This is a genomic window from Micromonospora sp. NPDC049107 (assembly GCF_040648595.1).
In the GTDB taxonomy this organism is placed as follows: Bacteria; Actinomycetota; Actinomycetes; order Mycobacteriales; family Micromonosporaceae; genus Micromonospora.
In genome coordinates this window covers 937625-960879 of the sequence record NZ_JBEZEC010000001.1, presented here as the reverse complement: position 1 = coordinate 960879, position 23255 = coordinate 937625, and the positions used below count along the sequence as shown (strand labels likewise).

The 23255-nt window shown below is 70.6% G+C and carries 19 protein-coding genes; 8 read left to right on the top strand and 11 right to left on the bottom strand.

What is annotated here, in order from left to right; all coding sequences use genetic code 11:
• Positions 1 to 39 precede the first annotated feature (39 nt).
• Positions 40 to 3387: a GH92 family glycosyl hydrolase gene (locus AB0B55_RS04245; protein WP_357170247.1), complete on the top strand. Its 3348-nt coding sequence runs from the start codon at positions 40 to 42 to the stop codon at positions 3385 to 3387.
• Between the two features lie 82 nt (positions 3388 to 3469).
• Here the strand turns inward: AB0B55_RS04245 and AB0B55_RS04240 are convergent, their stop codons facing one another.
• Entirely contained in the window at positions 3470 to 3910 is a 441-nt protein-coding gene (locus tag AB0B55_RS04240) for a VOC family protein (protein ID WP_357170244.1), read from the bottom strand.
• Positions 3911 to 3923: 13 nt separating this feature from the next.
• Positions 3924 to 4811 (bottom strand): LysR substrate-binding domain-containing protein, encoded by an 888-nt coding sequence (locus AB0B55_RS04235; protein ID WP_357119335.1) that lies wholly within the window; start codon positions 4809 to 4811, stop codon positions 3924 to 3926.
• Between the two features lie 126 nt (positions 4812 to 4937).
• On the opposite strand from AB0B55_RS04235, the gene AB0B55_RS04230 reads away from it, so the two are divergent.
• The 3 genes from AB0B55_RS04230 to AB0B55_RS04220 all read left to right on the top strand — a co-directional run bounded on the left by AB0B55_RS04230 (position 4938) and on the right by AB0B55_RS04220 (position 7253).
• Positions 4938 to 5657, top strand: a complete 720-nt coding sequence (locus AB0B55_RS04230) for an SDR family oxidoreductase (protein ID WP_357170241.1) — start codon at positions 4938 to 4940, stop codon at positions 5655 to 5657.
• 155 nt (positions 5658 to 5812) lie between these two features.
• Positions 5813 to 6313, top strand: coding sequence for a peptidoglycan-binding domain-containing protein (locus AB0B55_RS04225; protein WP_357170238.1), 501 nt, complete (start codon positions 5813 to 5815; stop codon positions 6311 to 6313).
• A gap of 403 nt (positions 6314 to 6716) precedes the next feature.
• The gene (locus AB0B55_RS04220; RefSeq protein ID WP_357170235.1) at positions 6717 to 7253 is read left to right on the top strand and encodes a GNAT family N-acetyltransferase; all 537 of its coding nucleotides are present in this window, start codon (positions 6717 to 6719) and stop codon (positions 7251 to 7253) included.
• A gap of 16 nt (positions 7254 to 7269) precedes the next feature.
• Here the strand turns inward: AB0B55_RS04220 and AB0B55_RS04215 are convergent, their stop codons facing one another.
• From AB0B55_RS04215 to metH, 5 genes are all read right to left on the bottom strand, one after another.
• Positions 7270 to 7731: a hypothetical protein gene (locus AB0B55_RS04215; RefSeq protein WP_357170232.1), complete on the bottom strand. Its 462-nt coding sequence runs from the start codon at positions 7729 to 7731 to the stop codon at positions 7270 to 7272.
• A 72-nt stretch (positions 7732 to 7803) separates the two neighbouring features.
• The gene (gene fxsT / locus AB0B55_RS04210) at positions 7804 to 10299 is read right to left on the bottom strand and encodes an FxSxx-COOH system tetratricopeptide repeat protein (protein ID WP_357170229.1); all 2496 of its coding nucleotides are present in this window, start codon (positions 10297 to 10299) and stop codon (positions 7804 to 7806) included.
• Positions 10296 to 10706 (bottom strand): hypothetical protein, encoded by a 411-nt coding sequence (locus AB0B55_RS04205; protein ID WP_357170226.1) that lies wholly within the window; start codon positions 10704 to 10706, stop codon positions 10296 to 10298. Before AB0B55_RS04205 ends, fxsT begins: the two co-directional genes overlap by 4 nt.
• A 127-nt stretch (positions 10707 to 10833) precedes the next feature.
• Positions 10834 to 11262, bottom strand: coding sequence for a hypothetical protein (locus AB0B55_RS04200; RefSeq protein WP_357170223.1), 429 nt, complete (start codon positions 11260 to 11262; stop codon positions 10834 to 10836).
• A gap of 63 nt (positions 11263 to 11325) precedes the next feature.
• Complete coding sequence (gene metH, locus AB0B55_RS04195) at positions 11326 to 14841, bottom strand: methionine synthase (protein ID WP_357119359.1); 3516 nt, start codon at positions 14839 to 14841, stop codon at positions 11326 to 11328.
• A 262-nt stretch (positions 14842 to 15103) separates the two neighbouring features.
• On the opposite strand from metH, the gene AB0B55_RS04190 reads away from it, so the two are divergent.
• From AB0B55_RS04190 to AB0B55_RS04180, 3 genes are all read left to right on the top strand, one after another.
• A complete protein-coding gene (locus AB0B55_RS04190; RefSeq protein WP_269678735.1) occupies positions 15104 to 15973 on the top strand; it encodes a PAC2 family protein in 870 nt (289 codons plus the stop codon).
• Between the two features lie 161 nt (positions 15974 to 16134).
• Positions 16135 to 16926, top strand: coding sequence for a GntR family transcriptional regulator (locus AB0B55_RS04185; protein WP_357119362.1), 792 nt, complete (start codon positions 16135 to 16137; stop codon positions 16924 to 16926).
• A gap of 293 nt (positions 16927 to 17219) precedes the next feature.
• Positions 17220 to 18425 carry an acetylhydrolase gene (locus AB0B55_RS04180; protein ID WP_357170220.1) on the top strand — a complete coding sequence of 402 codons (1206 nt, stop codon included), beginning with the start codon at positions 17220 to 17222 and terminating at the stop codon, positions 18423 to 18425.
• A gap of 117 nt (positions 18426 to 18542) precedes the next feature.
• Here the strand turns inward: AB0B55_RS04180 and mshC are convergent, their stop codons facing one another.
• From mshC to AB0B55_RS04160, 4 genes are all read right to left on the bottom strand, one after another.
• Positions 18543 to 19781 (bottom strand): cysteine--1-D-myo-inosityl 2-amino-2-deoxy-alpha-D-glucopyranoside ligase, encoded by a 1239-nt coding sequence (gene mshC, locus AB0B55_RS04175; RefSeq protein WP_357170217.1) that lies wholly within the window; start codon positions 19779 to 19781, stop codon positions 18543 to 18545.
• Between the two features lie 67 nt (positions 19782 to 19848).
• Entirely contained in the window at positions 19849 to 20667 is an 819-nt protein-coding gene (locus AB0B55_RS04170; protein ID WP_357119371.1) for an SCO1664 family protein, read from the bottom strand.
• Entirely contained in the window at positions 20664 to 21242 is a 579-nt protein-coding gene (locus tag AB0B55_RS04165; protein WP_355052975.1) for a DUF3090 domain-containing protein, read from the bottom strand. Before AB0B55_RS04165 ends, AB0B55_RS04170 begins: the two co-directional genes overlap by 4 nt.
• Positions 21243 to 21354: 112 nt before the next feature.
• Positions 21355 to 22059 carry an MSMEG_4193 family putative phosphomutase gene (locus AB0B55_RS04160; RefSeq protein WP_357119374.1) on the bottom strand — a complete coding sequence of 235 codons (705 nt, stop codon included), beginning with the start codon at positions 22057 to 22059 and terminating at the stop codon, positions 21355 to 21357.
• A gap of 635 nt (positions 22060 to 22694) precedes the next feature.
• Between AB0B55_RS04160 and AB0B55_RS04155 the strand changes: the two genes are divergently transcribed.
• Entirely contained in the window at positions 22695 to 23255 is a 561-nt protein-coding gene (locus AB0B55_RS04155; protein WP_357170214.1) for a hypothetical protein, read from the top strand.

Genomic DNA, 23255 nt, shown 5'->3' with positions numbered 1-23255 from the left:
GAGCTTCGTGCAGACGGTGCCAACCGAAGGGCCAACACTGTGTCAGACACATCGGCGCGCCTGGCGTACACCGCCAAACGCCGAACCCTCGCCGCCGCCACCGCCGTGGCCGTGGCGGCGCTGGCGGCGGTCTCCGCGGGCACACCCGCCGCGGCCGCCGCGCCTGTCCGCCTGGTCACCGACCCCGCCGGGTACGTCAACCCGCTGATCGGTTCCACGAACCTCGGCAACACCTACCCCGGAGCGGTCCGCCCCTTCGGGATGCTGGCCTGGAGCCCGCAGACCAGCGCCGGCAAGCAGACCTCGACCCCCGCGCCCGGTGGCTACGAGTACGGCGCGACCCGGATCCGCGGCTTCAGCCTCACCCACCTCAACGGGGTCGGCTGCAACGGCGGCGCGGGCGACATCCCGATCATGCCGGTCGTGGGCGACGTCAACTCCTCGCCGTCCGTCGACACCTCCGACGCGACGTACGCGAGCAGCTTCTCCCACCAGAACGAGACCGCGCGGGCCGGCTACTACCGGGTGGGCCTCGACAGTGGCGCGTCGGCGGAGCTGACCACCACCCCCCGCACCGGCTCGGGCCGGTTCGGCTTCCCGGCCGACCAGCCCGCCAGCATGCTGTTCCGCACCTCCAACTCGGAGACCGGCAGCACCGACGCCACCGTACGGGTGGACGCCGCGGCCCGGACCGTCACCGGCTCGGTCACCGCCGGCAACTTCTGCGGCCCGCACAGCGAGAACAACCGCAAGTCCCTGTACACGCTGCACTTCACCGCCCACTTCGACCAGCCCTTCGCCAAGGTCGGCACGTGGCAGGACGGCACCCGGACGCCGGACGCCACGACGGCGACCGGCGGCACCGGCCTCGACGCGGGCAACCCCGTGCCGGGCAAGGGGTCCGGCGCGTACGTCACCTTCGCCCAGGGCACCACGACCGTCGGCGTGAAGGTCGCCATCTCGTACGTCAGCCTGGACAACGCCGAGGCCAACCTGCGGGCTGAGAACCCACGGCAGAAGAGCTTCGACGCGGTCCGGTCGGAGGCCACGGCGGCCTGGCAGCGCGAGCTGAGCAAGATCAAGGTCGGCGGCGGCACCAACGACCAGCTCAGCACCTTCTACACGGCGCTGTACCACTCCATGCTCGAACCCACCCTGACCAGTGACGTCGACGGCCGCTACCTCGGCGCCGACGGCACGCCGCACCGGCTCACCAAGGGCCAGGACGCGCAGTACGGCACCTTCTCCGGCTGGGACCAGTACCGCGCCCAGGTGCAGCTGATGACGCTGGTCAACCCGAAGGCGGGCAGCGACTATGCGCAGTCGTTGTTCAACTACGCCACCCAGCGGGGCGGCGAGTGGGACCGCTGGCTGCTCCAGCACGGCAAGACGAGCGTCATGTCCGGCGACCCGTCGGCCCCGGCGATCGCCGGCATCCACGCCTTCGGCGGCCGGGACTTCGACGTCAAGGGCGCTCTCCGGTCGCTGATCACCGCGGCGACGGTGCCGAACGCCAACGACTCCGACAGCGCCGGTTGCAACGTGGCGTGCGTCGGTCAGCGTCCCGCCCTCGACAAGTACCTGGAGTTGGGCTACGTCCCCGCTGACGGCTGCTCCTGCTGGGGCGGCGCGGCCGAGACGATGGAGGACGCGGTCGCCGACTCCGCGCTCGCCGAGCTCGCCGGGCAGGTCGGCGACCAGGCGAACGAGCGGATTTTCCGTAAGCGGTCGGGCACCTGGAGCAACGTCTTCGACCTGACCGCCACCGCGCAGGGCGGCTACCCGCGCTCCCGCAAGGCCGACGGCACCTGGGCGGAGCGCGACTTCCAGCCCGCGACCGAGAGCGGGTTCGTCGAGGGCAGCAGTGCCCGCTACACCTGGATGGTCTACTCCGACGTCGCCGGCCTGGCCCGCGCCATGGGCGGCAACAAGGTGGCCGAGCAGCGCCTCGACGCCTTCTTCCGTACGCCGGACGGCGCCTTCGACTTCTCGGCCCGCGACCTCACCCGGTACGACCCCACGAACGAACCGGACATGAACGCGCCCTACCTCTACAACTACTTCGGCGCCGCCGACAAGACCCAGCAGACGGTCCGCGCGGTGATGGACCAGCTGTGGGGCAACACCCCCGGCGGCATCCCGGGCAACGACGACGCCGGCACCATGTCGTCGTGGTACGTCTTCTCCGCGCTGGGCATGTACCCGCAGAACCCGAGCCGGGCCGACCTGGTGCTCACCGCGCCGCTCTTTCGGCGCGCGGTGATCGACGCCGGACCCGGCCGCCGGATCACCGTCGACGCCCCGGCCGCGTCGGCCCAGAACACGTACATCCAGTCGGTCAAGGTCAACGGTAGGACGTCGACCCGGAGCTGGGTCCCCGACACCCTCGTCAACAAGGGCGGCACCGTCTCCTTCGTACTCGGCGACAAGCCGAACACCAAGTGGGGCAGCTCCCCCGCCGACGCCCCGCCCTCGTACGGCGACGGCCGGCGGCCGTACCTGACGGGCGCGAGCCCGCAGACGCTGAAGGTGGAGCCGGGCAGCACCTCGGCGACGACGTACAAGATCCAGGCATTGACCGAGGCTGCCACCACCGCGCGCTGGAAGGTCAGCGCGCCCGCCGGCCTGACCGTCACGCCCAGGCAGGGCGAGTTCAGACTGGCCGGCGACGGGTTGGGCAGCAGGGAGCTCACCGTCTCCGCGCCGGCCGACCTCAAGCCCGGCGCCTACGCCGTGACGGTGACCGCCACCACCACCTCCGGTACGGCACTGCCCACCGTCACCATCCCCGTGACGGTCGCCGTGCGGGACAGCGTGCTGTGGAACCTCAACAACAACGGCATCTCGGCCGACGACACCAATCCGCAGGCCAACTTCGACACCGGCGGCTGGAGCTACTCCGCCACGGCGCTCGAAGCCGCCGGGGTGAAGCCGGGATCCACCGTGTCGGCCAACGGGTTCGACTTCACCTGGCCGAACGTGGCCCCAGGCGACCCGGACAACATCCTGGTCGGCGGCGGCGGTCAGGTGCTCAGCGTGCAGGCGGCGGAGGGTGACACGAAGCTGAGCCTGCTGGGCAGCGCCGCGTTCGGTGCCACCAGCGGCACGCTGACGCTGACGTACACCGACGGCACGACGCAGCAGGCGACGGTCGGCTTCAGCGACTGGACGCTGGGCGGCGGGTCCGACCAGCCGTCGTTCGGCAACGTGACGGCGGTGCACACCACGTACCGCGACAAGATGGGCTCGGGGGTCGAGCCGGTGGCGACGTACGTCTTCGCGACGACCCCGATCGACCTGCAGCCGGGCAAGCGGCTCGCGAGCCTGACGCTGCCCACCACCGCCGAGGGCGGCGTCATCCACCTCTTCGGGGTGGCGACGGACTGACGCGAGACACGAGGGCCTGCTCCGCCACTCGGCGGAGCAGGCCCTCATTGGTACGCGCCGGCTGCACGCCGGGCGGTGGCGCTCAGCGCAGCTCCTCGGCCAACCCGACGACGATGCCCTCGGGGCCGCGGACGTAGCAGAGCAGGAAGATGTCCTCGTACCGCTGCACCTCCCCGACCAGTTCCGCCCCGTGGCGGCGCAGCCGGGCGATCGTGTCCTCGACGTCGTCCACGGCGAACATGATCCGGCGAATGCCGAGGGTGTTCGTCGGCGCGTCCTCCGGCTCGTGCCGAACGGCCTTCGGCGCGTGGAACATCGCCAGCTCGACCTTGCCGTGACCGTCCGGGGTACGCAGCATCGCGACCTCCTGCCGCACGTCGTCGATGCCGATGACACGCTCCACCCAGCGCCCCTCGACCGGTCCCCGGCCCTCCACCTCCAAGCCGAGTTCGACGAAGAACGCGATGACCGCGTCGAGGTCCTCGACCACGATGAGGACGTTGTCCATCCGCCGGATCGCCATGCTGGTTCCTCCTCTACGTGTGGTCGCCGGGACCGACGTCGCCGGCCTGCCGCGCGGCGATGTCGACGAACTCCCGCACCAGCGGTGACCGGTTGTTCTCGGCCCAGGCCAGGCACACCTGGTTGTCAGCGAGGTCGCCGACGGGCACGTGGACGACGTCCGGCCTGGTATAGAACCTCGCGATCGACAGCGGCAGGATCACCACCCCGGCCCCTGCGGCGACGTGCTCCAGCTTTTCCTCGACGGAGGTCAGCACCGGCCGGGGGCGGGGCTCCGGGTCCGTCGGACGATTCGGCAGGTCCCGCCACTCCGGCACCGCGTCCGGGTCCTGAAGCAGGCGCTCCTGGGCCAACTCGGCGAGGTCGACCGACTCCTTGCCGGCCAGATGATGTTCGCCGGGCAGGACCACGACGCGGGGTTCGGTGAACAGCGGGCGGAGGCGCAGGCCCCGCTGGTCGACCGGAAGCCGCACGTAGCCGACGTCGGCGCGCCCCTCGCGGAGCACCTCGGCCTGGTCGTCCCGGGAGGTGCGGACGACACCGACAGCCAGTTCGGGGTGCAGCTGAGCGATGGCACGGGCCTCGGCCGTGACGATGATGCCCGGCATGAACGCGATGGTGAACGTCGGCCGGCCGTGCGCCGCCCGCTGCACCCGCCGACCCAGGGCCTCGGCCGAGGCCAGAAGCGGACCGGCGTCGGCCAACAGTTGACGACCGGCCTCGGTCAGCACGGTGGAGCGGCGATCCCGAACGAAAAGCTCGGCGCGGAGTTCGCGCTCGAACGCCCGGATCTGCCGCGACAGGACCGGCTGGGCGATGTGCAGCCGCGCGGCCGCCCGGCCGAAGTGCAGCTCCTCGGCGACGGCCACAAAGTAGCGGAGCTTACGCAGATCGACGTCCATCCGACCCTCCCGTCCAGCACTCACGATACCCGTCGGGCATCACAGCAGCTCAAAGAGGTCTTGGACGTGAGCATCAGTGCCGACGCACCGTAGTGAGCGTCAGCCGAACGATCCGGAAGGACCATCATGACCCTCACCGACCAGCGCGTCGTCGTCCTGGGCGGCACCTCGGGAATCGGGCTCGCGACCGCCGCCCGGGCCGCCCAGGAGGGCGCCCAGGTCGTGGTCGCCTCGCGCAACCGGCACAGCGTGGACCGCGCCCTCGCCGCCCTGCCGGCCGGCACCCAGGGGTACGTCGCCGACCTCGCCGACCCGGCCGACGTGACGCGCCTGTTCCAGGGGCTCGGCCCGTTCGACCACCTCGTTTACACCGCCGGCGAACCGCTCGCGCTGATGTCCGTCGACGCCCTCGACCTCGCCGCCGCCCGTACCGCCTTCAACCTGCGCTACTTCGGTTCGCTGACGGCGGTCCACGCGGCGCTCCCGCACCTGCGGCCCGGCGGGTCGGTCACCCTCACCACCGGCACCGCCAATCACCGGCCGAAGGCGGGCTGGTCGGTGGTCGCCGGCATCACCGGAGCGATCGACGCGCTGGTCCGCTCGCTCGCCGTCGAACTGGCGCCGATCCGGGTCAACGCCGTCTCGGCCGGCGTCATCCGCTCACCGCTGTGGGACACACTGCCCGACGACACCCGAGAGCAGATGTACGCCCACCTCAGCGCGTCACTGCCGCTCGGCCGCGTGGGCGAGCCCGAGGAGGTCGCCGAAGCGTTCGTCTACCTCCTGCGGTCGACGTACGCCACCGGCACGCTGGTCACCGTGGACGGCGGCACCCTGCTCGCCTGAGAACGGCGCGCTTCGCCTCCCTCTCGCCATGCCAGGACAGGCACCCGATGACCCCCACTGACGTGCTTGATTATTCCGCGCTTGTCGGAGCAGGAAAGCATTTACCCCAATCCAGCATTCACCGGGAATGCCCAACACCAACGGAGGCAACTCGCATGAAGTTGAGATCGTTCGCAAGCGCTACGGCCACGATTGTTGCTCTGACTGGCGGCATGACTGCCTTCGCATCGCCCGTCAACGCATCTGTTTCACAAGGTTACATCAAGGGGATTGACTCGATCAATGACGACTGGGGGGACGAGGGAGTACTCAGCACCACCTCTCACTCATACAGTCTGGCCACGGGCCTCTGGCAGCAGGTCCTCAAGGGAGAGGGGCTCTATTCGGGCTCTGTCGACTGCGCCTTCGGACCTATGACAAAGTCGGCAACCGAAGCCTTCCAGTCGCGTTATCATCTACCGATAGATGGCGCCGCCGGCCCTCAAACCATGGGGCGAGCTGACGACTTTCTCAAGTTGGGCACAACCGACACGTATATCGACTATGATCGCGGCATTAACGGTGGGGCGTGGTTCCGTCGCATCGACAGCACCTATCACCTATATCTCAACGGAGCTTGGCGGCCAGCCTCCTATTCGTCAACGGCTGGCTGTTAACCGGCACTTGCTCCAGGTTCTCTTTCCTGGACAATCCGTTGGTTGAGAGCAGCGCGCTACGGTAGCTGTCGTCATCCCGTATGCCGTCGACCCGCCTTTCCGGGGAGCAGGCCTCCGCCCGGTCCGCCACGTCAGGATGGCTTTGACGCACGTTCGGACGCTGGCGGGTCGGGCGGTGGTCTGCTCGGCTTGCCCGGGTCGATGGCAGGCGGGATGGCCCGCGCAACCACCCACGGACCGCAACCCGTCAACGGGGTTGCGCCCCTCGGGCAGACGGCAGGTCGCCGGCCGGGGCGTGACCCTATCCAACGCGTACGCACGATCACGCCCGTGACAGTGGACGCTGCGCCCACCGGGCGCTGCCCCGGCCTCTCGCCTCGATCCCGTATGGGAAGCTGCGGCGGTGACGACGTTCAACATCCGTACCGCCACGCCGGCAGACGACGGTTTCCTGGTCGACATGCTCGTGCAGGCCGTCAACTGGCTGCCCGAGCGCAACTGGTCACGCGAGGAGATCCTGACGAAGCCCGAGCTGGCCCACTACGTCGCCGGCTGGATGCGCCCGGGAGACTTCGGGGTCGTCGCCGTGGATCCGGCTGATCGGCCGATCGGCGCGGCCTGGTGCCGACACCTGACCGCCGGCGACCCGGGCTACGGGTACGTCAGTGACGACGTGCCCGAGCTGACCCTCGGGGTGGTGGACTCCTGGCGCAATCGCGGCGTGGGCCGGGCGCTCGTACGCGCGGTGCTGTCCGTCGGAGCCGAGCGCGGCCTACGGGCGGTGTCGTTGAGCGTGGAGCGGGCCAACTTCGCCGCGAAGCTCTACGCGAGCGAAGGCTTCCACACGGTCGAGTCGCTCGACGACGCCGACACCATGGTCGCCCAGCTCGCCGACGGCGCCTCGGCTGACGCCGACCCGTCGGTCAACGAGAACCCCTGACCGTCGACGTCGCGGGCTACTGCCCGGGCCGCGCACCGTCCGGCGCGACCGGCCCGTACACGTGGCGACGCACGAGGTCGTCCCGTTCCAGGATCACGTCAACGACCTGCCAGAACTCAGCGATCCTCGGATGACTCAGCCCCTCTTCCCGGCTGAGCTTGCGCCCGAAGATCGGACTGTCGCCGCCCACCTCGCCACCGTTCACGAGCGTCGCGGCAGGGGCCGGGGAACCGACCACGGGACCGACCCGGCAGCCGAACGTGATGTGGTCGTCGACGCGATCCTGGCCCCACGTCCCTAAGATGGCATCGATCCAGGCCTCGTGAACCCCGTCGTGGTGATAGCAGCTCGCGAAGTAGACAGCGAAGGCGGTGTCGCCCTCGTAGATGTTGGCCCAGGTCCGGTCCGCCTGCGTGTCGCAGCACTGGCACACGAACTCGCGTACCTGGCGGCTGCTCTCATCGATCACGAGATTCACGGCGCGAACTCTAGCGGCACCGAGCGCAATCCCTCGACGGCGGCAATACTCGATCAGAGTGCGACGTGACCGTCATCCAGCGACGTCGTCCGCACTGGATCTCCTACGCTGAATCTCCACGTTGATCTCGGCCGCCCGCCGCTGCAACGGCAGCGCCTCCTCCACCAGCCCCAGAGCGCTCAACGTGTACGCCAGGTTGTGCAACCGGAGCGCGATCGTGGGATGCCCCGCCGGCAACGCCGCCTCACTGATCTCCAACGCCCGCCGCTGCAACGGCAACGCCTCCCCCGCCCGCCCCAGAGTCCCCAACGTGTACGCCAGGGTGTCCAATCGGACCGCGATCGTGGGATGCCCCGCCGGCAACGCCGCCTCACTAATTTCCAACGCCCGGCGCCGCAGCGGCAGCGCCTCCTCCGCCTGCCCCAGATCCACCAACGTGCCCGCCAGGTTGTTCAACCGGGTCGCTATGTCGGGGTGTTCGGCCGGCAAGGCCGCCTCACTGATCTCCAACGCCCGCCGCTGCAACGGCAACGCCTCCTCCGCCTGGCCCAGATCCCCCAAGGTTCCCGCCAGGTTGTTCAGTCGGAGGGCGATGTCCGGGTGCCCTGCCGGCAACGCCGCCTCACTGATCTCCAACGCCCGCCGCTGCAACGGCAACGCCTCCCCGGCCCGCCCCAGAGTCCCCAACGTGTACGCCAGGTTGTCCAATCTGGTGGCAATGATGGGGTGCCCCGCCGGCAACGCCGCCTCACTGATCTCCAACGCCCGCCGCCGCAGCGACAGCGCCTCCTCCACCTGCCCCAGCGCCCGCAAGGTGCCCGCCAAGTTGTCCAACCTGAGCGCGATATCCGGATGCCCCGCCGGCAACGCCGCCTCACTGATCTCCAACGCCCGCCGCTGCAACGGCAACGCCTCCCCCGCCCGCCCCAGAGCCCCCAACGTGTACGCCAGGTTGTCGAGTCGGAGCGCGACTGTGGGGTGGCCCGCCGGCAACGCCGCCTCACTGATCTCCAACGCGCGCAGTCGCAACGGCAGCGACTCGCCCGCCCGTCCCAGAGCCACCAACGTGGACGCGAGATTGTCCAGCCTCAGCGCGATGTCCGGATGCCCCGCCGGCAGCGCCGCCTCACTGATCCCCAGCACCCGCTCCTCAGCCTGTAGAGCCTGGCCGTACCTCGCCTGCGTGTAGTGATAGAACGCGACCTGGCCCAGCAGGTACGCGAGGGTCAAATTGACGCTGTCCTCGGGCATGTGGTGATCGAGCGCGTCGACGTGTGGAACAAATGCCCTCCACTGCGGCCAGATGTCGACGTCTTGTGCGGGGTTGCCTGGTGGGCGGGCTCGGTCGAGCAGAGCCAATGCGCGGTCGAGGACTTGCTGCCACAACGACTCGTCAGGATCGGTGGGCTCGTCGTGGTGGTCAACCTGCGTCTGCGCCTGGCTGCGGACCACCGTCTGCACGAGTCGGTGCATGCTGACGGTCGTCTGCGTGAGTGTGACCAGGTTGTACGACGCCAACGCCGCCAACGCCTGGTCGACAGCACCGGCCTGCTCGGCATAACCAGCCAAGATCGATCGTGGGACGTCGTCGGGCGCGTAGCACGACAGTATCCGCAGCAGGTCGATCGCTGCCGGTCGGACTTCGCGTAGCTGGTCGAGGGTGAGGAGCCACACCTGGGCCACCGCGCGCTCCGCCTGGTCCCCCTCGGCGATGGTGTTCAACACCTCGGACGGCTGCGCCCGTAGCCGATCCAGGTATACCGACACCGGCAGGCGCGTCTGCCTCAGGTAGCCCGCCGCCTGCTGCAACGCCAATGGCAGGTACCCCAACTCGTCGGCCAACACCGCCGCCGCCAACACATCCCGCTGCTCCCCCGGCTCCAGCAACAGCCGCACCGCGGACTCGCGATCCAGCATGTCCAGGCGTAGACACCCGTCGACAAGCGCCTCCCAGTTCACGTTGCGCCGCGTGGTGATCAACAGGTGCCCGGTGTCGAGCTGCGCCAACAACGGCTCGACATGTGAGCGCTGCTCCACGTTGTCCAGCACGAGCAACCAGCCCGACTGGTTCTGCAACCAACCGACGGCCCATCTCGCGGCCTCCGCGACGGTCGCCGTCAGCATCAGTTCCGGGTTCATCCGGGCCGTCAACGCCGCCAAGCCATTCTCGATCGCCGCCGGGCTGTCAGCGGTCACCCACCACCGCACCGGGTACCGATCACGCCGCTGATGGGCGTACTGCAACGCCAACTCGGTCTTGCCCACCCCACCCAGGCCATGCACCGCCTGGCAGATCACCCCGCTACCGGCGGACATCACCGCCTCCAATGCGGTCAACTCGTCCTGCCGGCCCACGAACAGCCGCGTCGACGGCTTGGGCAGGTTGTGCAACCGCTTCCCAGTGTCGGGCGCCGTCGACGCCCGGTGCAGCTCGATGCGCCGCGCGTCGACCTTCGCGTCGTCCCCCGTGATGGCGAGCCCGCTGATCTCCCCCGCCGCGATCGACCGACGGCCCTCGGCGCTCACCTCACCAGGCTCCCCCGGGCCGGGGGCATCCCGGTCGCTCATCGAGTCACCTGGCCACCGTCCCCGGTGATCACCACCCCGCTGATCGTCTGGCCGGCGACAGACCGCTCACCCGACGCCGTGATCGTCACCCCCGCCGACGCCAGCAGCTGCGACAACTCGGCGGCCAACCGCGCATCGGCAGCAACCGCCTTGCGGATCTGCCACCGCAACGCCGCCAATCGATCCTCGTCATCCGGATCTTCGGCCACATCGAGTACCGCTGCCTCCACCAACGGGGCTGACTCCTCCCGTCCCAGCAACCGGCGCAGCAGCCGTCCACCCAGACCGACCGTCGCGTCCGCTGCCACCTCCTGCACCCGCGCCACCACACCCGCTCCGTACGCTCCGGCCGCCGCCGCCACGTACGGCACCACCGCACCAGCCAGCGAAGTCACATCCGGATCCATCAGCCCTCGCCCTCCGAGCCAGCAACCAGCGACCTCGATCAGTACCACACCGATGCACGCACCGTAAGGGCGCGGCCTCAACCACCGCGAGTCACCGCAGGAGCTACCCCCGGCGCATCAGGGCTCACTAGGGTGACCAGTGCGGGTCGAGGCTCTTGCCGTGCCCCTGGGGGCATCGTCCGTAGCCGGTGCTGGACACGTTCCAGTGGTGGGAGCAGTACGGGACGTCGCACCGCGCGCACAATCCAGCGTCGTCGTAGAAGCCGGCCGTCGTGACGGCGGCGTACCGGTACGGCGGGGTGAAGGCGTCGACGATGCGCTGCGCCTCTGCCGGGTCCGCCGGTCGTCCAAGCCCGTTGCCCGCCGCGACCCCGGAATACAGCAGCCACCACCGCTGGCCGGTGTGGCGCTTCCGCGCGGCGGCGTAGGCGTCGCGCTGCGCCGACGACCAGCGCTGCCATTCAACCGGCTGGCCATCCGGTGCGACAAGTTCCACGCGGGTGGCCGGACGCCCACACACCGCGCACGGCGGCTCGGCGACGAAGGCTTCAGACATGGCCCCCATCCTCCTACGACCGCCGGGCGGACTGGACCGTCGATGCCGCCAAGGCCGGGGGCGCTACTTGGCGTTGAAGTAGCTCGCCTCTGGGTGGTGGACCACGATGGCGTCGGTGGCCTGCTCCGGCATGAGCTGGAACTCCTCCGACAACTCGACGCCGATCCGCTCCGCGCCCAACAGGTCCACGATCTTCGCCCGGTCCTCCAGATCGGGGCAGGCCGGGTAGCCGAACGCGTACCGGCAGCCCCGATAGTCGTTGCGCAGAATGCCCGCCAGGTCCTGCGGGTCGTCGTGGCCCAGCGGACGCCCGTCGGGCAGGGTCAACTCGGACCGCACGCGCCGGTGCCAGTACTCGGCGAGCGCCTCGGTGAGCTGCACGGACAGCCCGTGCACCTCCAGGTAGTCGCGGTACTCGTTGCGGGCGAACAGCTTCGCCGCGTACTCGCTGACGGGTTGCCCGACCGTGACCAGTTGCAGCGCGACCACATCGAGCTGGTCGCCCTTGGGCCGGAAGAAGTCCGCGAGGCAGAGCCGTCGCTCCTGCCGCTGGCGGGGGAACGAGAACCGGGCGCGCTCCGCGTGCCCGTTCTCGTCGAGCACCACCAGGTCATTTCCTTCGGAGTACGCCGGGAAGTAGCCGTACACCACGGCTGCCTCAAGGACCTGGTCGGCGATCAGCCGGTCCAGCCAGTACCGCAGACGCGGCCGACCCTCGGTCTCGACCAGTTCGTCGTAGGAGGGCCCGTTGCCGCCGCGGGCGCCGTTGAGCCCCCACTGCCCACGGAACGTGGCCCGCTCGTCGAGCAGCGCCGCGTAGTCGGCCATCGGAACGCCCTTGACGACGCGCGTGCCGAAGAACGGCGGGGTGGGTACCTCCACGTCGACGGCCACGTCGGAGCGGACCGAGGAGTCGTGCAGCTCCGGCAGCGAGTCGGTGACCAGCGTGCGCTGCCGCTCGCGGCGGGCCCGGCGGGTGGCCAGCGCCGCCTCGCGCTCCGGGTCGACGACCGGGGCGCCGCCGCGCTTGGCGGTCATCACCCGGTCCATCAGGGACAGACCCTCGAACGCGTCGCGCGCGTAGTGCACCTGCCCGGGGTACGTCGAGCGCAGGTCGTCCTCGACGTACGACCGGGTCAGCGCCGCCCCACCCAGCAGGACAGGCCAGCGCTCGGCAACACCGCGGGTGGCCATCTCGGCCAGGTTCTCCTTCATGATGACCGTGCTCTTGACCAGCAGCCCGGACATGCCGATCGCGTCGGCGCGGTGCTGCTCGGCGGCGTCGAGGATCGCGCTGATCGGCTGCTTGATGCCGATGTTGACGACCTCGTAGCCGTTGTTGGACAGGATGATGTCGACCAGGTTCTTGCCGATGTCGTGCACGTCGCCGCGCACGGTGGCCAGCACGATGCGGCCCTTGCCGCCGTCCTCGGTGGCCTCCATGTGCGGTTCCAGGTACGCCACGGCGGTCTTCATCACCTCGGCGGACTGGAGCACGAACGGCAGCTGCATCTGCCCGGAGCCGAACAGCTCGCCGACGACCTTCATGCCGTCCAGCAGGATGTCGTTGATGATCGACAACGGGGACCGGCCGCCGGCCATCGCCTCGTCCAGGTCGGCCTCCAGGCCGTTGCGCTCGCCGTCGATGATGCGCCGCTTGAGCCGCTCGTCCAGCGGCAGCGCCGCCAACTCCTGCGCGCGGGTGGCCCGCGCGCTGGTCACGTCGACGCCCTCGAACAGCTCCAGGAAACGCTGCACCGGGTCGTACCCGTCGCGCCGCCGGTCGTAGACCAGGTCGAGCGCGACCTCGCGCTGCTCGTCGGGGATCTTCGTCATCGGCAGGATCTTGCTGGCGTGCACGATCGCCGAGCTCAGACCGGCCTGCACGCACTCGTGCAGGAACACCGAGTTGAGCACCTGCCGGGCGGCCGGGTTGAGGCCGAAGGAGATGTTCGAGATGCCCAGGGTGAAGTTGACCCCCGGGTACCGCTGGGCGATCTCCCGGATCGCCTCGATCGTCTCAAGGCCGTCGCGGCGGGTCTCCTCCTGCCCGGTGGCGATCGGGAAGGTCAGCGCGTCGATCAGGATGTCCGCGCGGTCCATCCCCCACCGGCCGGTCAGGTCGTCGATCAGCCGCGCGGCGACCCGGACCTTCCACTCCTTCGTGCGCGCCTGCCCCTCCTCGTCGATGAGCAGCGCCACCACCGACGCGCCGTGCTCGCGCACGATGGGCATCACCCGCGCGTACCGGGAGTCGGGGCCGTCGCCGTCCTCGAAGTTCACCGAGTTGACCACGCAGCGGCCACCGAGCATCTCCAGCCCGGCCTCGACGACGGCCGGCTCGGTGGAGTCCAGCATGATCGGCAGCGTCGACGCGGTGGCGAACCGGCCGGCCAGCTCGCGCATGTCCCGCGTACCGTCGCGGCCGACGTAGTCGACGCACAGGTCGAGCAGGTGCGAGCCGTCGCGGGCCTGGCTACGGGCGATCTCGACGCAGGCCCGCCAGTCGGCGGCGAGCATGGCCTCCCGGAACGCCTTGGAGCCGTTGGCGTTGGTCCGCTCTCCGACCATCAGCACCGAGGCGTCCTGGGCGAACGGCACCGGGTGGTAGATCGACGACACACCCGGCTCGTGTCGGGGCTCGCGCGGCGACGCGGTGACGCCGTGCAGCCGCTCGGCCAGCACCCGGATGTGCTCCGGGGTGGTGCCGCAGCAGCCGCCGACGAGCCCCACGCCGTACTCGGAGATGAACCGTTCCAGGGCCTCGGCCAGCTCCACGGGAGTCAGCGGGAAGTACGCGCCGTCGGCCGTCAACACCGGCAGACCGGCGTTCGGCATCACCGACAGCGGGATCCGGGAGTGCTGCGACAGGTAGCGCAGGTGCTCGCTCATCTCGGCCGGGCCGGTCGAGCAGTTCAACCCGATCAGGTCCACCCCGAGCGGCTCGATCGCCGCCAGGGCCGCGCCGATCTCGCTGCCCACCAGCATCGTGCCGGTGGTCTCCACCGCCACGTGGCAGATGATCGGTACCCGCTGGCCCAGCTCGGCCATCGCCCGCTTCGACCCGACGATCGCCGCCTTGACCTGCAACAGGTCCTGGCAGGTCTCGATGATCAGCGCGTCCGCGCCGCCGGCGATCAGGCCGGCGGCGTTCTCCTGGTACGCGTCGCGCAGGGTCGCGTAGCCGGCGTGACCGAGGGTGGGCAGCTTGGTGCCCGGGCCGATCGAGCCGAGCACGAAGCGGGGCCGCTCCGGCGTGCTGGCCGCGTCGGCGGCCTCCCGGGCGATCCGCGCGCCCGCCTCGGACAGTTCGCGGATGCGCTGCGGGATGTCGTACTCGCCGAGGTTTGCCAGGTTGGCGCCGAACGTGTTGGTCTCCACGCAGTCCGCGCCGGCGGCCAGGTACGCGTCGTGCACCCCCCGCACCACGTCGGGGCGGGTGACGTTGAGGATCTCGTTGCATCCCTCGAGGCCGTCGAAGTCGTCGAGAGTGAGGTCGGCGGCCTGCAGCATCGTGCCCATCGCCCCGTCGGCGATGAGGATCCGATCGGCCAGCACATCCAGCAACGAAGTCCGCACCCGTTCAGGTTAGTGCGGCCCCACGCGAACCCGAGCCCCGTCCACGCCCGATCCCATATTGTGTCGGGCGGATCACCCTGTCCGGTTCGCCGCCGTATGCCCGGTGGCGCAGTGGGTGGACCGGCGCGGCCGACGGGCCGCATCCCTGCCCGGCACGTAGGCTGACGGACGTGAAGGAGAACAGGGACGCCATCGTGCACCACGGTCCGACAACCGGGCGCGGTCCCGGTGCCGGCCGCCACGAGCAGGGTGAGGTGACGGCGTGACCGAGTTCGACGGACTGCCGGTCCTGCGGTCCCCCGTGGCCATCGCCGCGTTCGAGGGCTGGAACGACGCCGCCGACGCCTCCACCGCGGCCGTCGAGCACCTGGAACAGGTCTGGAACGCCCGGCAGATCACCGAGCTGGACCCGGAGGACTTCTACGACTTCCAGGTCAGCCGGCCCACCATCACCATGGCCGACGGGGAGACCCGCCGGGTGGAGTGGCCGACGACCCGGTTCATGGTGGCCAGCCCCGAAGGCACCGACCGCGACGTGGTGCTGATCCGGGGCATCGAGCCGAGCATGCGCTGGCGGACGTTCTGCGAGCAGGTGCTGGAGATCTGCCACAGCCTGGAGGTGGAGCGGGTGGTGCTGCTCGGCGCGTTGCTGGCCGACGTGCCGTACACCCGGCCGTTGCCCATCAGCGGCAGCGCCTCCGACGCCCAGGCCGCGGAGCGCTACCAGCTCACCCCCACCCGGTACGACGGGCCGACCGGCATCGTCGGCGTACTGCACGACGCGTGCGCCCGCGCCGAGGTCGACGCCGTGTCGTTCTGGGTGCACGTGCCGCACTACGCCAACAACCCGCCCTGCCCCAAGGCCACCCTCGCCCTGCTGCACCGGGTCGAGGAGGTCGTCGACCTGCCGGTGCCGATGGCCGACCTGGCCGAGGAGTCCGCCGAGTGGGAGCAGCGGGTACGCAGCGCCGCCGAGCAGGACGCCGAGCTGGGCGAGTACGTCCGCGAGCTGGAGGAACGCGTCGGCGACGAGGGCATCACCCCGTTGACCGGTGACGAGATCGCCCAGGAGTTCGAGAAGTACCTGCGGCGTCGAGGCGGTTCGGCCGGCCCCACCGCCGGCTCCTGGTAGCACTGTCCGTCGCGGGCCCTCGGACCTCCTCTGGTCCGGGGGCCCGTCTCCGCGCTCGGGGGTCCGTTTCCGTTTTCGGGGCCCGTTTCCGCGTGTCCAGAGTGGCGCCGTCACACCCTCTAAGGCATCCTAGGAACCTAGATGTGATCAAGGAGGCGGATGTGCAGATCAATCCCGGCGCCGCCGAGTTCCCCCACCGGCAGATCGCCGCGCAGCTCAAGGCCCAGGTCCGCCGCGGCGACTGGGGCCCCGGCGAGCGGCTGCCGTCCATCCCGGCCATCGCCGAGATGTTCGGCGTCGCCAAGCAGACCGTGCAACGCGCCGTCGACCAGCTACGGGTCGAGGGCATCCTGATCACCAAACCCGGCTCGGGCACGTACGTCCGGGGCACCCGGCGTCGACTGAACCGCCTCTCCCGGGGCCGGTACGGCGGGTTCCGCGGCTACCACACCGACCTGGCCGCCCGATACCGCCAACAGCTCGTCTCCGTCGGCCTCTCTCCCGCGCCCGCCGAGGTCGCCGACGCGTTCGGCGTCTCCGACGGCACCAACCTGCTCTGCCGTCGCCACCTCGTACGCACCGACGACTCCCCCGTCGAGGTCGGCGCCTCCTGGTTCCTCCCCCGCGACACCGACGGCACGTCGCTGGAGCGGGCCGAGGCGTTCGGCCGGCCGCTCTACCAGGAGGCCGAGGAGGCCACCGGCCGCCGGTACGTGTCGGCCACCGACACGATCAGCGCCCGCCAGCCCAGCCGCGAGGAGGCCGAGACCCTCCAGATCCGGCCCGACACACCGGTGCTGCACCTGCTGCACATCGCGTACGACAGTCACCGCAAGCCCATCGAGGTCGCCCAGGCCACCTGGCCCGGCCCGATGACCACCCTCACCGAGGAGTACCAGATCCCCGGCCCCAGCGCAGCGCCCGACCCGGACCCCGGCCTGGTCCTGGGCTAGCCGGCACTCCGGCCTGGCCTGCCCGCCTTAGCCCGTTCGTTCCGCGCCCCGGCCCGACCGCCTCCCTCGCCTCCGTCCGGCCCTGACCACCTCGACCGGCCCGATCCTGCCCTGCCCCGCTCGGGACACCCACCACCGGGACGGGAGCTGCGAAATCGCGGGGTGCCGGAGCGCTCCCGGTGAGTTTCCTGTCGAACGCACCGCCCTATACATCTATACACTCGGTATCTATACTGCGAGTATATAGCTGGCCGGGGATTGGTTCCGGCGGCTCACAACCCAGGGGAGGGTCAATGCCAACCGTCAAATCTGTTGGTGCACGGGGGATCACACGCCGTGGCCTTGTCGGAGCCGCACTGGCGGTCGGGGCCGGCGCATCGATGGGCATTGCCGGCCGCGCCTCGGCGGCAACCGCCGGTTCAGGCCCGGTCCGACTCCGCCTCCCCAGGCCGACCGGGCCGTACCGTGTGGGGGTGGTACCGCTGCACCTGGTCGACCGGTCGCAGCCGGAACCACTGGCCGGGCCGGGGCGGTACCGGGAACTGATGGTCAGCGTCTGGTATCCCGCCCGAGACGAGAGGCGCTACCCGCGCTACCCGTGGATGACCCCCGCCTCGATGCGCGTGCTGCTGGCCTCCGCCGGGTTCGACTCCGACGCCGCGCTGGCACCGTTGACGGCCGGGCACGAGGGTGCCCCGGTGCGGCACCCGGGCCGGCGGTTGCCGGTTGTGCTGTATTCGCATGGCGCCGGCAGCCACCGTTCGGACACCACGATCGTGGTGCAGGAGCTCGCCAGCCACGGGTACGTGGTGGTCACCGTGGACCACACGTACGACGGGTTCAGCGAATTCCCCGACGGCCGAGTCACCATCCCGGAGGACGACTTCGATTCCACTCCGTGGACCTACACGCGGGACGTCCGGTTCGTCCTCGACCAGATCGCCGACCTCGCTGCCGGGGGGAACCCCGACGTCGACCACGCGCCACTACCGAGCGGGCTGGGCGCCACCCTCGACCTGAGTCGGATCGGCATGTTCGGCTGGTCGAAGGGCGGCACCGCGACAGCCCTGACCCTGGGCACCGACCGACGGGTCCGGGCGGGGCTGAGCCTGGACGCCCCGATGCTGTCCCAGCCGCTGCCCACCACCGACCTGTACCGGCCGTTCATGCTCATGACCGCGGAGAACACCCGGGCCGCGATGCCCGCCGTCGCCGAGTTCTTCACGCACCTACGCGGATGGCGACTCGACGTCCAGGCCGCCGGCGCCATCCACTCGTCCTACGGCGACAACCAGTGGCTCGTGCCGCAACTGGCAAAGCTCATCGGCATGAGCGACGAGGAACTCGCCACCTGGGTCGGCACGCTCGACCCTGCCCGCGCGGTCCGCATCGGGCAGGCGTACCCGCTGGCGTTCTTCGACAGGCACCTGCGGCACCGGAGCGGCCACCTACTGAACGGGCCGAGCCGGTCGTTCCCCGAGGTGGCGTACCTTCCGTGACCGTCTGATCGACTCGGCTTCCTGGAAGTCGGGGCATCCCAGGCATCCGGACAGCGCGGTTTCAAGGAACCCGAGTCGATCAAGGACGGGCAGCCCCGATGGGGAACGGCCGGGCTGTTAGAGGCGGATGCCGAGGAGGGCGTCTACGGTTTTCGCGAAGAGGGCCGGGGCTTCCGGGTCTTCCGTGGCGCCGGAGAGGGCCGCGTCGGCCCAGCGGTCGGCGACGGCCAGAGCGCCGGGGGTGTCGAGGTCGTCGGCCAGTCTGGCGCGTACCCCGGACAGCAGCTCGGCCCCGGACGGCCCGGCGGGCGCGGCGGCGGCCCGCCGCCAGCGGTCCAGCCGCTCCTGCGCGGCCGTGAGCAGGTCGTCGGTCCAGGTGCGGTCGCTGCGGTAGTGGCCGGAGATCAACGCGAGCCGGATCGCCATCGGGTCGACCTTGTCGGCGCGCAGCCGGGACACGAAGACCAGGTTGCCGCGGGACTTGGACATCTTCTCGCCGTCCAGGCCGATCATGCCGGCGTGCACGTAGTGCTCGGCGAACGGGGCCTGGCCGGTGAGCCGTTCGGCGTGCGCGGCGGACGCCTCGTGATGCGGGAAGAGCAGGTCGTTGCCGCCGCCCTGCACGTCGATGCGGTCGCCGAGCAGGTTCAGCGCGATGACCGCGCACTCGATGTGCCAGCCGGGCCGGCCCGGGCCCAGCTCCCCGCCCGGCCAGGACGGCTCACCCTCGCGCGCCCCCCGCCACAGCAGCGGGTCGAGGGGATCGCGCTTGCCGGCCCGGTCGGGGTCGCCGCCGCGTTCGGGGAAGATCTCCAGCATCTGCTCACGGGTCAGGTTCGACTCGTAGCCGAACCGGCCGGTGGCGGAGATGTCGAAGTAGACGTCGCCGGTGCCGTCGTCGAGCCGGTACGCGGCGCCGTCCTTGACCAGCACCTCGACCTTGTCGGCGATGTCCGGGATCGACTCGACCGCGCCCACGTAACGCTCCGGCGGGATGATCCGCAGCGCCTCCATGTCCTCGCGGAACAGGGCCGTCTCCCGCATCGCCAGGACCACCCAGTCCTCGCCGTCGCGGGCGGCCCGCTCCAGCAGGGGGTCGTCGATGTCGGTGACGTTCTGCACGTACCGCACGGGACGGCCGGCGTCGCGCCACATCCGCTGCACCAGATCGAACGTGATCATGGTGGCGGCGTGACCGAGGTGGGTGGCGTCGTACGGGGTGATGCCGCAGACGTACATGCTCGCCGCGTCGGCCGGGTCGCTCGGGTGGACACCCTGCCGCGCCGAGTCGTACAACGCCAACGGCTCGCCCCGACCCGGCAGCCGTGGCACCTCGTGTCCCGCCCAAGACTCCATGGCCTCAGCCTAACCAGCCCTCAGACGACACCGGGACGCCCGGCGGGTGATCAAGATGACAGCGAGGTCACATGGGTGGCCAGGGTATCGCCGGCCAGTCCTCCGGCGGCTGCGGGAAGCGGCCGGTCTCGCGCAACTTCTCGACGCGGGCGGCCAACTCGGCGATCTCGCTGATCGTCAGGTGGTCGGCCAGCTCCTCGCCGAGCGGCCCGGCGACCTGCGCGGCGAGCCCGTCGAGCATCTCCATGGCGTCCGGCGGAACCTGCTTGCCGGCCCAACCCCAGAGCACCGTACGGAGCTTGTCCTCGACGTGGAAACTCACCCCGTGATCCACGCCGTAGATGCGGTCGTCGGCGCCGACGAGCACGTGCCCGCCCTTGCGGTCCGCGTTGTTGATGACCGCGTCGAGTACGGCGAGGCGGGCCAGGCGTGGATCGTCGGCGTGCGCGAGGGCGTACGCGGCACCGTCGTCGTCCCGGGCCGCCGCGATCGGAAACCAGCGCGGCGGCACCTCCTCGGCCGGCACGAACCCGACCAACGGCTCCGCGTCCTCCGGCTCGTCGATCCAGAGTTGGCAGGAACCGGGGCCGAACGGACCGTCCCGCAGCACGGTCGGCGGCACCAGGGCCCAGCCGGTGGCGTGGGACACCAGGTACGCGGACACCTCCCGGCCGGCGAGGGTGCCGTCCGGGAAGTCCCACAGCGGGCGCTCGCCGCGTACCGGCTTGTAGACGCAGCGGGCCGTGACGCCGTCGAGGGTCAGGATGCCCCGCAGGGTGGTGTTCGACGCGTCGACCAGCCGACCCTCCAGGTCGAGGGTGCCGTCGCGGAGCAGCCGCAGCGCGGCGTCACCGTCGCGCAGAGGTTGGAGGCCGGACAAGGTCACCGGTGGTAACCGTTGTGCCGCGGGCACAGGTGCCCGGCGGGGTCCAACGGCTGGCCGCACAGCGGGCACGGCGGCCGGCCCGCGTTGACCACACGCCGGGCCCGCTCGATGAACTGGCGGGTGGCCTGCGGTGTGAGCCGCACGCGCAGCCGGTCCAGGTCCTCGTCCGGCTCCTCGTCCTCGTCGTCCTCTTCGTCGTCCTCGTCGCCCAGCTCGACCTCGGGCTCGACCTCGCCGGCGGCGATCGCCTCGATCACCACGGTCGCGGTGTCGACGTCGAAGGCCAGCCCGAGCGTCCCGACCCGGAACTCCTCGTCGACCGGGGTGTCCAACGGCTCGTTGTCGCCGGTCACCGGCGCCAGCTCGGGCAACTCCACCCCGAAGCGGCGCTGCGCCTCGGTGAGCAGCTCCTCCAGCTTCTCGGCCAGCAGGGACACCTGGACCTTTTCCAGCGCGACGCTGACCAGCCTGCCGCCGCCGCGGGCCTGCAGGAAGAACGTGCGCTCCCCCGGCGGCCCGACGGTCCCGGCGACGAACCGCTCCGGCGGTTCGAAGGCGTGCACCTGGTGGGTCATACCCACGACCCTATCCGGCCCACCATGGCATCGCGCACCCCACCGACCCGAATCGCCGCAGGGGCAACGCGCCCGGTGTATCGGGTGCCACACCCGGGCGTGGCGGTGTTTCTCACCTGGCCGCACCCGCTCCGCCGCCGACGGCGGCGTCCGAGTCGGCCGCCCGCGTGGTCCGCCGACGCCGCTTGCGCGGCGGCGGGACCAGCGCGGCGAGGTCACCGCCGGTGTCGTTGAGCCGAACCAGGAAGGGCCGCAGCGGCGTGAAGCGGATCGCGGTCACCGACGCCGGGTCGGCCACGATCCGCTGAAAGGCATCCAGGTGTACGCCGAGAGCATCCGCCACGATGGCCTTGATCACATCGCCGTGGCTGCACGCCAGCCAGATTGCCTCGGGCCCGTGCTCGGCGTTCACCCGAGCGTCCCAGTCGCGGACGGCGGCCACCGCGCGGGCCGCCATCGCCGCCATCGCCTCGCCCTGCGGGAAGACCGCCGCGCTGGGGTGCTGCTGGACCACCGGCCAGAGCGGCTCCTTGGCGAGCTTCTTCAGCGGCTGCCCCTCCCAGCTGCCGTAGTCGCACTCGATCAGGCCCTCCTCGACAACCGGAGTGGCCTGGGGCAACGCCAGTTCCAGGGTCTGCCGGCAGCGAATCAGCGGACTGGTGACGACCGCCGCCAACGGCACCGCCCGCAACCGTTCGCCGACCGCGGTGGCCTGGGCGCGCCCGGTGTCGTCCAGCTCGACCGGCTGCCGGCCGGCCAGGCCGCCGTCGGCGTTCGCGGTGGTACGGCCGTGTCGCAGAAGCAGAAGGGTCGCCACACGATCACCCTAGGCCTCCCCGGTACCTCCCGAGTGCCACGGGCTCCGGCCACGCCGCCCCGATCGCCGTGATCGACACGAGTTCGCCGATATGGGGGCATCGACCGCTCCGGGATACCCCGAGTTCGCCGATCCGGAGTCGATCACCCGGTCGTATCGCCGCACGCGGGCGGTGTGTCCGGTTGTGGGGCCGCTGTGGTGACCCGCTGCACCCGTGGGCCGGAATCGTGGCGGGCCGGGGGTCGTTACACCTCCGGACGATCGCAGGACCACGGCCGAGCCCCCCGCCCCGGGGGAGCCAAGCCCCGGGAATGGCCCCGGACCGCGGGTCGTTACACCCGGACCGGCCGCCACGAGCCCCGCTCCCGGCGGATCGTCAGCCCCCGGGAATGACCCCGGACCGCAGGTCGTTACACCCGGTCCCGGCACGACGAGCCCCGCTCACCGCGGATCGTCAGCCCCCGGGAATGGCCCCGCCCCCCGGGTCGTTACACACGGACCGGCCGCCACGAGCCCCCCGCTCGCAGGCCGCCCCCCAGACTTTGAGCGCCCGGACGAGGTGCTGACACCCCCGTCACCTGATCCCCCGAACGGTGACAGGTGGGTGTTTCCTACCCCCGAAGGAGCAACCCCCGATGAACACGATCTTCCGCAAGAGCATGCTGTCCATCGCTGGTCTCGCGTTCGCCGGTGGCGTCTTCGCCGGCCCCATCGCCGCCCACGCCAACCCGGTCGACGCCAAGCCCGCCGCCGCCGCGGTGCAGACCGCCGCACCCAAGCCGCAGGGCGACCAGTCGCACATCGACCTGAACGGCGAGCAGACCGGCAACGCCAAGGCCATCATCGCGGCCACCAAGAAGGCGGGTCTGCCCGAGCGGGCTGCGGTCATCTCGATCGCGACGAGCCTGCAGGAGTCGAAGCTGGAGAACCTGGGTCACCTCGGCGACATGAACGACCATGACTCGCTGGGTCTGTTCCAGCAGCGCCCGTCGAGCGGTTGGGGCACGCCGGAGCAGATCACGGACCCGGAGTACTCGACGACGGCGTTCCTCAAGGGCCTGCGTCAGGTTGACGGCTGGCAGGACATGCCCCTGACCGACGCCGCCCAGACCGTACAGGTCTCCGCCTACCCCGACGCCTACGCCCAGTGGGAGCAGCAGGCCACCGACCTGGTCGCCCACAACTGGAACAGCTAA